Here is an 11,367-nt window from a genome sequence, read left to right as displayed (position 1 = left end):
TATCCGCACCGGTGTGGTGGCCGAGCGCTTTGGTGGACAGGTGCTGGACACCATGAGTATCGAAAACTTTATTTCGGTGCAAGAAACCGAAGGGCCAAAGCTGGTTACAGCGCTGGAGCAGCATGTAAAGCAATACGATGTGGATATTATTAATCTGCAACGTGCTGAATCGCTGAGCCTCGATGAAAACGGCATTAGCCAGATTCGCCTTGCTAGCGGTGCCACGCTTAAAAGCAAATCGGTGATTATTGCGACCGGTGCGCGCTGGCGCGAAATGAACGTGCCGGGTGAAAAAGAATACCGTGGCCGTGGCGTAGCCTACTGCCCACATTGCGATGGCCCACTGTTTAAAGGCAAGCGTATTGCGGTGGTGGGCGGGGGTAATTCTGGCGTAGAAGCCGCTATTGATTTGGCTGGAATTGTAGAACACGTAACCCTGCTGGAGTTTGGCGCAGAACTGCGTGCCGATGCGGTATTGCAGAAAAAACTCTATAGCCTGCCCAACGTGGTGGTGATTGAACAAGCGCAAACCACATCCGTATTGGGCGATGGGCAAAAGGTCAGTGGCTTGCAATATACCGATCGCCAAACTGGTGCATCACATCAGGTTGATCTGGCAGGCATCTTTGTACAAATCGGCTTGCTGCCCAATACCGATTGGCTAAAAGGTACGCTTGATTTAAGTAAACACGGTGAGATTGAAGTCGATAACCGCGGGCAAACTTCGCTGGCTGGGGTGTTTGCCGCAGGGGATGTCACTACCGTGCCCTTCAAGCAAATCGTGATTGCGATGGGCGATGGTGCAAAAGCATCGCTGGGCGCGTTTGATTACTTGATGCGTCATTAAAATGTAGGGTGGGCACATTTTTGTGCCCACCCTACATTTTTTACTTCTTCAGCCAGCCTTCAATTTTGCCAATAATTTCTTTATCGTCTGGCTCGGTGACTGAGCTGTAGGCATTGACTGTTTTGCCGTCTGGAGCGATCAAGTATTTGTAAAAGTTCCACTTGGGCGAGGTGTCAGAGGCGGTGGTGAGCCTTTTAAACAGCGGGTTGGCGTCTGGGCCGCGCACGCTGGATTTCTCTAGCATGGGGAATTCTACAAAATAGGTGAGTTTACAAAAATCGCCGATTTCTTTGTTATCGGCTAGTTCTTGTTTGAAGTCATTGGATGGAAAGCCCACCACTAGTAATCCTTGCTCTCTGTATTTGGCGTAGATTTTTTCTAGCTTTTCAAATTGCGGAGTAAAGCCGCATTTGCTGGCGGTATTCACCACCAGTATTGGCTTGCCGCTATAGGCGCATAAATCAAAGGGTTTGCCTTGCAGCGTTTTGCTTTGAAAATCGAGTAAGGGCGGGCAGGCAGCGCTGCTGATGCCGCTGACGAGTAGGAGTAAGAGTGCACGCATGGTGTTTCCTCGCCGTAGGTGTATTTTTGCAGGCATCAGTATAAGCCTGATGCCTGCGTAAAAGGCACGGCATGCCGTGCCTTGCATGGTTTATTTCTTGCAGCTACCTAAGTCCTGCCATACACCCCACTGAGCGCTTTTTGCTGGTTCCTCACCAGTAGTCCACCATTTATTCTGATAGTTATGCAGATTCTGGCTGACTTTGGTATTGACCGTGGCATAAGTATTGGCAACTTTCCAATCTGGTGCGCAGCTTGTGGACGGCGTAGGCGTTGGAGCTGGTGTTGGTACAGGTGTTGGCACGGGGGTTGGAACAATGACTCCACTGATATCCACTTTAAAGGTGTATTCACCATTATTGCGGGCGTAAACGCGATTATCCTGCACGGATTTAACCGGCGATACGCTGCCATTGGCGGCCAGTATCCCCACGCTAATATAGCGTGAGCTGATATTGACCTTCTGGGCGAGATAGAAAGGCCAGTTTGCTGCCAGCGCGGTATTTTCGCCGGTCTGGGAGTCGTAGCCGGTGGTAATGGAGAAGCTTTCTACGTCGCGGCCATCTTTATCAAATAGACGGAAAGTGATTTTGCTATCGGCTTTTAAATCCTGCTGAGCACGGATTTGCCCTAGTTCCTTATAGGTAGACAGGCCTCCGGAGAAATTGACATCCGAGCAGGAATAAAACGCTTCGTCACTGTCGCTGCGCTGCCACACATTATAAATAATATGCACACCGGTTTTTTTAGGCAGCGGGCAGCTGAGTTTGTATTTTTTATCTACAGCCGCAGTATTGCCCAGCGTACAAAACGGCGTGTCTTCTAGATCAGACCAAGCCAGTGTTTTGTTTGGGTTCCAGCCATCTTTGGTAATAAAAAACTGCCAGTTGCGCGTTTGGTGGGTTGCTGGTGCGGTGTAGATAAAATCAAATTGGCCATTGGCATCGGCGGCTATCGGTGTGACTGGCCAGTCGCTACGGGCGAGATTCATCCCTGCATAATTAGATTTACCCCCTGCGCAGAGTTGGCCGTCAGGAACAAAGGCTTTGTGATTGCCGTTTGGTAGCTGGTTTACACCTGACCAGTCGTAGAGCATTTGCGGGCCAGATACAGCTACGGCTGCTTGGCAGGCTGCAGATTTAGGGCTTTCAGGGCCTTCTTTATAGCAGCTTAAAATTCGGCTAATAGGTACTTCCATGGTGCCATGAGCACTGGCTAGAGGTGTGAATAAACTGGTTAAAATTGCGCTTAAAATGTATTTTTTTTGCATTGTTGTCTGTCCATCCAAGTTTATAAAAAGTGTCTTTGATCTACGCCAATTGACATCATCAGCTTATTGAAAGATTTAAGAAAACTCAATTAGGGTTGCCCAATAAAAAACCCCGAATAAATTCGGGGTTTTATGAAAGCAAGTGCTTGGTTTATTTCTTTTTTTGCGGGGGCAGGTCTGTACATACCCCTTTGAATACTTCCGCGGCCATACCAATCGATTCGCCCATAGTTGGGTGAGGATGGATGGTTTTACCAATATCTACCGCATCGCAACCCATTTCGATCGCTAGGCAAATTTCACCAATCATATCACCAGCGTGCGGGCCAACAATCGCGCCACCAATGATTTGCTTAGTATCTTGATCGAAAATTAGCTTGGTAAAGCCTTCATCGCGGCCATTGGCAATGGCACGGCCAGAGGCGGCCCATGGGAATACACCTTTACCGTAGTTGATGCCATTTTTCTTGGCTTCTTCTTCGGTGACACCCACCCAGGCTACTTCTGGATCTGTGTAAGCCACGCCAGGAATCACGCGGGCATCAAAGAAGGCTTTGTGGTCTGCGGCATTTTCAGCAGCAACGTGCGCTTCGTGCACCGCTTTGTGCGCCAGCATAGGCTGGCCAACCAAATCGCCAATCGCAAAGATATGCGGCACATTGGTGCGCATTTGTTTGTCGACAGGGATAAAGCCGCGATCAGTCACAATCACCCCTGCGTTTTCTGCGCCGACTTTGCCGCCGTTAGGCACACGGCCTGTGGCGTGCAGTACGAGGTCGTAACATTGCGGCTCTTTAGGCGCGTTAGCCCCTTCAAAAGTCGCCCAGATGCCATCTTCTTTGGCTTCAAGCCCCACTGTTTTGGTGTTGAGCATGATGTTGTCAAAGCGATGGGCATTCCATTTTTCCCATACTTTAACCAAGTCGCGATCCGCGCCTTGCATCAGGCCATCCAGCATTTCCACTACATCTAGGCGTGCGCCTAAGGTGGAGTAAACCGTGCCCATTTCCAGACCAATAATCCCACCGCCCAGAATCAGCATGCGTTTTGGGATGGATTTAAGCTCTAGTGCGCCGGTTGAATCCACTACACGTGGGTCATTTGGAACGAAAGGCAGTTTAAATACCGAAGATCCAGCCGCGATAATCGCTTTTTGGAACTTGATAACTTTCTTTTCACCCGTGACTTCTTTGCCATCACCTGAAGTGATTTCTACTTCTAAATGGTGAGGATCAATAAAGCGAGCCACACCACGTACAAACTCAACTTTACGTGCTTTGGCCATACCCGCAAGGCCGGTTGTGAGCTTGCCGATGACTTTTTCTTTGAAGCCACGTAGCGCGTCGATATCAACTTCTGGCTCGCCAAATTTAATACCGTTGGCCGCCAAGTGTTTCACTTCGTCAATCACCGCCGCATTGTGCAGCAGGGCTTTAGAAGGAATACAACCTACGTTTAAACACACGCCGCCAAGCTTAGCGAAGCGTTCTACCACAATAGTTTTCATGCCAAGGTCGGCCGAGCGGAAAGCGGCGGAGTAGCCACCTGGCCCGCCACCCAGTACCACAACTTCGCACTCATAGTCGGCAGCGCCGCTATGGCTACCAGCGCTAGGGGCGGCTTGTGGTGCTGGAGCAGCAGCTGGGCTTGGCGCTGCAGCTGGAGTAGCCGTGGCAGCAGCTGCTACTTCCAGAATCACCAGTAGGCTGCCTTCAGAAACCTTGCTACCAACAGCAATTTTAACTTCTTTAATTACACCGGCGTGGGTGGAAGGGACTTCCATCGTGGCTTTGTCGGTTTCTAGCGTGATTAACGATTCTTCCACGGCAACCGTGTCGCCGACTTTTACAAAGACTTCGATCACATCGACATTGTCATGGCCACCGATATCGGGGACTTTAATTTCGATCAGATTGCTCATCATTCATTCCATTTGGTCAATGGTAGCAAGTGCACCGCACTATGGTTCACATACTACAAAAGGATTGAAAACCCAGACCTTGAACCACGGAGAACACGGAGTTTCACGGAGAAAAAATATGCGAGGCTTTTCTCCGTGTTGCTCCGTGCTCTCCTTAACTCCGTGTTTTAAGATTTGGGTTTTAGCAGTAAATTTTTAAGCTGAGGCTTACAACACCAAGCGGCGGATGTCGCTTAGGAGCTTGCCTAGTTGCACGGTGAAGCGGCCGGCCATTGCGCCGTCGATGACGCGGTGATCGAAGGAGAGCGACAGCGGGCACATCAGACGTGGCATAAATTCTTTGCCATTCCAGATCGGCTTGACTTGTGATTTGCACACGCCAAGAATCGCCACTTCAGGGGCGTTGACGATAGGCGTAAAGCTAGTGCCGCCAATGCCGCCAAGGCTAGAAATGGTGAAGGTTGCGCCTTGCATATCGGTCGGCTTGAGCTTGCCTTCACGCGCTAAGGCGGAAAGATCGGTCAATTCCTTGGCAATTTGCTTCAGGCCTTTTTGGTCGACATTTTTGATAACAGGTACAACCAAGCCATTTGGCGTGTCAGCTGCAAAGCCGATGTTGTAATACTGTTTTAAGATCAAATTGTCGCCATCGAGGCTGGCGTTAACGGTAGGGAAGGCTTTTAGCGCTTCAGCCGCGGCTTTAATAATAAAGGCCAGTGGTGAGAGCTTCATGCCGCTTTTTTCCCACTCTTTACCGATGGATTTGCGGAATTCTTCCAGCTCGGTGATATCGCATTCGTCGTTAAACGTGACGTGTGGAATCACTACCCAGTTGCGGTGCAGATTAGCGCCAGATAGCTTCTGGATACGAGTCAATGGCTTGGTTTCGATCGGGCCAAACTTGGCAAAATCGACTTTTGGCCATGGCAGCAGATCAAGACCAGAGCCTGTGCCTGTTGCTGCGGGCGCATTTGGCGCTGCAGCTTGGCCGCTCATGATCGATTTCACATAAGCTTGTACATCGCCATGCAAGATACGGCCCTTAGGCCCAGTGCCGGTGATGCGACCCAGATCAACGCCCAATTCACGCGCAAAGCTGCGAATCGAAGGCGATGCATGGGATTTTTTGAAGCTGGCTTCGTCAACTGGACGCGCTGCTGCTGCGGGAGCTGCAACGGGAGCAGGTGCTGCAACTGGAGTCGGCGCTGGCGTTGGAGCCGCAACGCTAGCAGCTGCAGCCACGGGTGCTGCGGCAGCAACTGATGCTGTGCCTTTCAGTACCAGAATCAAGCCACCTTCGCTGATTTTGTCGCCTACTTTGAGCGTGATGCTTTCAACCACACCCGCTTCAGGGGACGGCACTTCCATTGAGGCTTTGTCGGTTTCTAGCGTGATCAAGGATTGTTCTTTCTCAACTACATCGCCGACTTTTACAAAGACTTCGATCACATCTACTGCATCGTGGCCACCGATATCCGGTACGCGCACTTCGATGCTACTGGCAACGCTGGCTACGGGAGCTGCTGCTGCCGGAGCTGGAGCTGGAGCAGCTGCAACAGGAGCCGCAGCAGGTGCTGCTGCACTGGCGGTATCTGCGGCTTCTAGCAGTAAAACAACGCTGCCTTCAGAGGCTTTATCGCCAATTTTAATTTTCATTTCTTTTACTACACCGGCGTGGGTCGATGGCACTTCCATCGTTGCCTTGTCGGTTTCGAGTGTAATCAGTGATTGCTCTACTTCAATGGTATCGCCAACTTTTACAAAAACCTCGATCACTTCAACGCCCTCGTGGCCGCCGATGTCGGGGATTTTTACTTCAATTAATGTGCTCATATATACGAATCCTGTGAGGGGTATGGAGTGAGAGGGGAGAAGGGACGAATCCCTCCTCCTTGTCTTTAAGCGTGCTGCTTAAGACAAAGTCTCACTGCTTTACACGGTCCAAGGCGCTGGGCGGTTGGCTGCAATGCCGTACTTTTCAAGAGCCTCTGCTACTTTCGCAGCAGGAATTTTGCCCTCGTCAGCCAGTGCTTTCAGTGCAGCAATCGCAACGTGGTAGCGATCGACTTCAAAGAAGCTACGCAATGCCTTACGTGAATCAGAGCGGCCATAGCCGTCACAACCCAACACAACGTATTTAGCAGGAACGTATTCACGAACTTGATCAGCAAACGCGCGTTTGTAATCGGTAGCCGCAATCACAGGACCGGTACGACCCGTCAAGCATTCAGTTACATAAGGCACTTGCTGCGCGGCCATTGGGTTTAGCATATTGTGACGCTCAACCGCCATACCATCACGGCGCAGTTCGTTAAAGCTTGGGCAAGACCAGATATCTGCATCGATACCGTAATCCGCTTTCAGCAGCGCTGCCGCAGCGATCACTTCGCGGAAGATGGTACCTGAGCCCATCAGCTGCACTTTCAGTGCAGCGTCTTTGTTACCTTCTTGGAACATATACATACCGCGCAGGATGCCGGGCGCTGAGCCTTCTGGCATGGCTGGGTGGCTGTAGTTTTCATTCATTACTGACAGGTAGTAATAGATGTTTTCCTGATCCTGATACATACGGCGCATACCGTCTTGCACAATCACCGCCAGCTCGTAAGCGAAGGTTGGATCGTAAGACACGCAGTTCGGGATAAACTCAGCAAACAGATGGCCGTGACCGTCTTGGTGCTGCAAGCCTTCGCCGTTCAGCGTTGTACGGCCCGCTGTACCACCGACCAAGAAGCCGCGAGCGCGTAAATCGCCCGCTGCCCATGCCAAGTCGCCGATCCGTTGGAAACCAAACATCGAGTAGTAGATGTAGAACGGGATCATGGTGACGCCGTGGTTGGCGTAGGAGGTTGCCGCAGCAATCCAATCGCTCATCGCACCGGCTTCGTTAATCCCTTCCTGCAACACTTGGCCAGTCTTGGATTCCTTGTAGAACATCAGCTGATCGGCATCTTGTGGCTCGTACAGCTGGCCCACATGCGACCAAATACCCAGCTGGCGGAACATGCCTTCCATACCAAAGGTGCGCGATTCATCCGGCACGATAGGCACGATGCGGTTACCGATTTTTTTGTCTTTAACCAAGGTGTTCAAGATACGAACAAAGGCCATGGTGGTGGACATTTCACGCTCACCGCTGCTACCCAATAAACCTTGCAATGCGTCTAAGCCGGGTACTTCCAGTGGCTCGTCGATTGGCTTTCTGGATGGCACAAAGCCGCCAAGTGCCGAACGGCGCTCGTGCATATGCTTCAGTTCTTGGCTATCGTCAGCAGGGCGATAGAATTTGCAAGCAATCGCTTCTTCGTCGGTCAGCGGGATATTAAAGCGATCACGCAGGTAAAGCAGATCGGTATCGGACAACTTTTTGGTGTTGTGCGCTACGTTTTGCGATTCGCCTGCCGCGCCTACGCCAAAACCTTTTACGGTTTTAACGAGTAACAGCGTCGGTTGATTTTTGTGCTCGGAAGCGGCTTTATAAGCTGCGTACACTTTATAAAGATCGTTACCGCCGCGAGTCAGACGCCAGATATCGTCATCCGACATGGCCGCAACCAAGTCGAGCAATTCTGGGTAAGCACCGAAGAAGTGTTCGCGTACATAAGCGCCATTTTTGGATTTGTAAGTCTGGTATTCACCATCGACTACTTCCATCATGCGTTTTTGCAGCAGGCCTTTTTTGTCCTGAGCAAGGATGGCATCCCAGCCTGTGCCCCAGACTACTTTAATCACATTCCAGCCAGAGCCACGGAAGTCGCCTTCCAGCTCTTGAATGATTTTGCCGTTACCGCGTACTGGGCCATCAAGGCGCTGCAAGTTGCAGTTAATCACAAAGATCAGATTGTCGAGCTTTTCACGGCCAGCGAGGGAAATCGCACCTAGCGATTCTGGCTCGTCCATTTCACCATCGCCGCAGAAGCACCAAACTTTACGATCGCCTTTTTGCTTAAAGCCACGATCGTCCAGGTACTTCATAAAGCGCGCTTGGTAAATCGCCATCAGTGGGCCAAGGCCCATCGATACCGTTGGGAACTGCCAGAAATCAGGCATCAGCCAAGGGTGCGGATAGGACGACAAACCGCCGCCTTCTACTTCACGGCGGAATTTATTCAGTTGGTCTTCAGTAATGCGGCCTTCAAGGAAAGCACGTGCATAAACGCCAGGTGCAGAATGGCCTTGGAAGTAAACTAAGTCGCCGCCGTGGTTTTCTGAAGGCGCATGCCAGAAGTGATTCCAGCCGATATCGTATAAAGTAGCTGCGGAGGCGAATGAAGAAATATGGCCGCCCGGCTCTGCTTCATCGCGATTGGCTTTAACCACCATTGCCGCCGCATTCCAGCGGGTATACGCCAGAATACGTTCTTCCAGATTAGGCTTGCCAGGGTGCTTGGCTTGCAGGTGCGCTGGAATGGTATTGATATAAGCTGTAGTAGCTGTATATGGAATATTGACGCCATCTTGGCGTGCGTGATCGACTAGCTTTTCAACCAGGAAATGGGCGCGCTCTGCGCCTTCTTTTTCGAGGACGCTATCGAGTGACTCTAGCCATTCTTGCGTTTCTTGGGGATCGAGGTCATGAAGCTGCTCTGCCATTGGTCTCTCTACCTTGTGAGTGGGTTAATTCTTCGCACTGTACGAAGGCAGGCTGGTTGTGTGGACCAGCCTACTTTTAAAAGGCCTGCATTGTAATCGGCCAGAATGAATACATCCCATTTAACGGGGGGTATTTCGCTTGTAATAATTCACCAGACCATTGGTCGAAGCGTCATGGTTAGTGGTTAAGCCTGGAGTGGTTAAATCGGCTTCAATGGCTTTTGCCAATTGTTTGCCAAGCTCTACACCCCATTGGTCATAGGAATTAATATTCCAGACCGTGCCCTGTACGAATACTTTGTGCTCGTACAGAGCAATCAATGCACCTAAACGCCGCGGGGATAAACGCTGCATTAAAATGGTATTGGTTGGGCGATTACCTTCAAATACTTTATGTGGAACTAAAGCATCTTGAGCTTCGCCAGTAATGCCTTGAATATCTAATTCTGCCCGTACTTCGGCTTCATTTTTACCGCGTAAAAACGCTTCTGTCTGGGCAAATACATTGGCCATCAGAATCGTATTGTGCGGCTCAGGAATATCTGGATGCTCTATGGTGGCAATAAAATCGACGGGTACGATTTGGCTGCCCTGATGCAATAACTGGTAATAAGCGTGTTGGCCGTTAATACCGGTGTCACCCCATACAACGGGCCCGGTGCGATAGTTCACGCGTTTGCCATTCAAATCAACCGTTTTACCGTTTGATTCCATATCCAACTGCTGCAAATACGCAGGGAAGCGATACAACGACTGGTTATAAGGGGAAATAAGCTGGGTGGATGCGCCAAAGAAATTCACATACCAAACACCTAGCATGCCCATAATTACCGGCAAATTTTGCTCTAATGGCTTGCTGCAAAAATGTTGATCCATGGTGTATGCACCATGCAGGAGGTCTTGGTAATTATGTTTACCTAAATAAATAGCAATCGGTAAACCAATTGCGCTCCATAGGCTATAGCGGCCACCAACCCAATCCCAAAACTCAAACATATTATTGGTATCAATACCAAATTCACCCACTGCTTTGGCGTTGGTAGAGACCGCTACAAAATGCTTGGCAATATGTTTTTCGTCCCCCGAAGCTTTTACAAACCAAGCGCGTGATGTGCGGGCATTGGTGAGCGTTTCTTGGGTGGTAAAGGTTTTGGAAGAAATAATAAAGAGTGTTGTTTCTGGGTTAAGTTCCGCCAACGTAGAAACCACTTGGTCGCCGTCTACTGTCGAAACAAAGTGCATTTTTAAGCGTTTGTGGCCGTAATCTTTGAGCGCTTGGCATACCATCAGTGGGCCAAGGTCGGAGCCGCCAATGCCGATATTTACGATATCGGTAATCGCCTTGCCGGTATAACCCAGCCATTCGCCCGAGCGAACCTTATCTGAGAAGTCGCCGATTTTTTCTTTAACAGCGTTTACTTTAGGCATCACATCTTCGCCATCCACGATCAATGGATGCTTGTCTAGATTGCGTAATGCGGTGTGCAGCACGGCACGATGCTCGGTGCTATTAATCTTTTGCCCAGAAAACATCGCCTTGATGCGCGCTTCTAATCCAGATTGACGTGCTAAATCCATCAGCAAAGTCATGGTCTTGGCGGTGATGCGGTTTTTTGAGTAATCAAAAAACAAGCCGCCTGATTCAAGCGAAAATTTGTCAAAGCGTTGTGGATCGTCGTTAAACAAATCACGCAGATGCAGTGGCGACACTTCATTAAAGTGTTCTTCTAACGCCAGCCACGCTGGTGTTTGAGTGAGGTTTGACATCTTGCTATCCTTATCTAATCAGCTGTAATTATCATGACCACGAACGCGCTTTTCTTTAAGGCTGCGCTTCATTTTTTCGAGTTGGTCTATGAGTTCTGGCCCACGTCTGAGCGCTACGCCAACGGCAAGCACGTCGATAATCACCAGATGCACGATGCGGGTAATCATTGGGGTGTATAGATCTGGGTCTTCCATCGTGTCGGCATAGAGGCAAAGCGTGCAACGCTTGGCTAATGGCGATTTGGAATGGGTAATGCCGATCACATCGGCTCCTGCATCGCGGGCAATTTCTACTGAACGCAGTAAATCTAAAGTGCGGCCTGAGTTTGATACGGCAACCACCGCATCTCCTGGCCCAAGCATCGATGCGCTCATGCCGTGCATATGCGGATCGGTATAGGAAACGGT

8 protein-coding genes are annotated in these 11,367 nt (G+C 50.2%); 1 reads left to right on the top strand and 7 read right to left on the bottom strand.

Going from position 1 to position 11,367, the window contains the following annotated elements; translation table 11 throughout:
• Positions 1–847 (top strand): FAD-dependent oxidoreductase (locus Q0R17_RS10405; protein WP_293934810.1); only part of this gene is annotated, 847 nt, incomplete at its 5' end.
• Positions 848–887: 40 nt separating this feature from the next.
• Here Q0R17_RS10405 and Q0R17_RS10400 read toward each other — a convergent pair.
• The 7 genes from Q0R17_RS10400 to Q0R17_RS10370 all read right to left on the bottom strand — a co-directional run.
• Entirely contained in the window at positions 888–1,409 is a 522-nt protein-coding gene (locus tag Q0R17_RS10400; protein ID WP_293934807.1) for a glutathione peroxidase, read from the bottom strand.
• Between the two features lie 90 nt (positions 1,410–1,499).
• On the bottom strand, positions 1,500–2,678 hold the full coding sequence (locus tag Q0R17_RS10395) for a lytic polysaccharide monooxygenase (protein ID WP_293934805.1): 1,179 nt from the start codon (positions 2,676–2,678) through the stop codon (positions 1,500–1,502).
• Between the two features lie 151 nt (positions 2,679–2,829).
• Complete coding sequence (gene lpdA, locus Q0R17_RS10390) at positions 2,830–4,599, bottom strand: dihydrolipoyl dehydrogenase (RefSeq protein ID WP_293934813.1); 1,770 nt, start codon at positions 4,597–4,599, stop codon at positions 2,830–2,832.
• Positions 4,600–4,806: 207 nt separating this feature from the next.
• Positions 4,807–6,432, bottom strand: coding sequence for a dihydrolipoyllysine-residue acetyltransferase (gene aceF, locus Q0R17_RS10385; protein ID WP_293934804.1), 1,626 nt, complete (start codon positions 6,430–6,432; stop codon positions 4,807–4,809).
• Positions 6,433–6,531: 99 nt separating this feature from the next.
• The gene (gene aceE, locus Q0R17_RS10380; RefSeq protein ID WP_293934801.1) at positions 6,532–9,192 is read right to left on the bottom strand and encodes a pyruvate dehydrogenase (acetyl-transferring), homodimeric type; all 2,661 of its coding nucleotides are present in this window, start codon (positions 9,190–9,192) and stop codon (positions 6,532–6,534) included.
• 120 nt (positions 9,193–9,312) lie between these two features.
• The gene (gene pgi, locus Q0R17_RS10375) at positions 9,313–10,959 is read right to left on the bottom strand and encodes a glucose-6-phosphate isomerase (RefSeq protein ID WP_293934799.1); all 1,647 of its coding nucleotides are present in this window, start codon (positions 10,957–10,959) and stop codon (positions 9,313–9,315) included.
• A gap of 18 nt (positions 10,960–10,977) precedes the next feature.
• A partial coding sequence (locus Q0R17_RS10370; protein WP_293934798.1) for an SIS domain-containing protein occupies positions 10,978–11,367 on the bottom strand: 390 nt, incomplete at its 5' end.

This window comes from Iodobacter sp. (genome assembly GCF_025352645.1).
GTDB lineage: Bacteria > Pseudomonadota > Gammaproteobacteria > Burkholderiales > Chitinibacteraceae > Iodobacter.
This window is presented reverse-complemented; position numbering and strand designations above follow the sequence as displayed.

Coding starts and splice junctions, on each gene's coding strand:
- Q0R17_RS10400 (WP_293934807.1), bottom strand. CDS start 1,409: ATGCGTGCACTCTTACTCCTACTCGTCAGCGGCATCAGCAGCGCTGCC.
- Q0R17_RS10395 (WP_293934805.1), bottom strand. CDS start 2,678: ATGCAAAAAAAATACATTTTAAGCGCAATTTTAACCAGTTTATTCACA.
- lpdA (WP_293934813.1), bottom strand. CDS start 4,599: ATGAGCAATCTGATCGAAATTAAAGTCCCCGATATCGGTGGCCATGAC.
- aceF (WP_293934804.1), bottom strand. CDS start 6,432: ATGAGCACATTAATTGAAGTAAAAATCCCCGACATCGGCGGCCACGAG.
- aceE (WP_293934801.1), bottom strand. CDS start 9,192: ATGGCAGAGCAGCTTCATGACCTCGATCCCCAAGAAACGCAAGAATGG.
- pgi (WP_293934799.1), bottom strand. CDS start 10,959: ATGTCAAACCTCACTCAAACACCAGCGTGGCTGGCGTTAGAAGAACAC.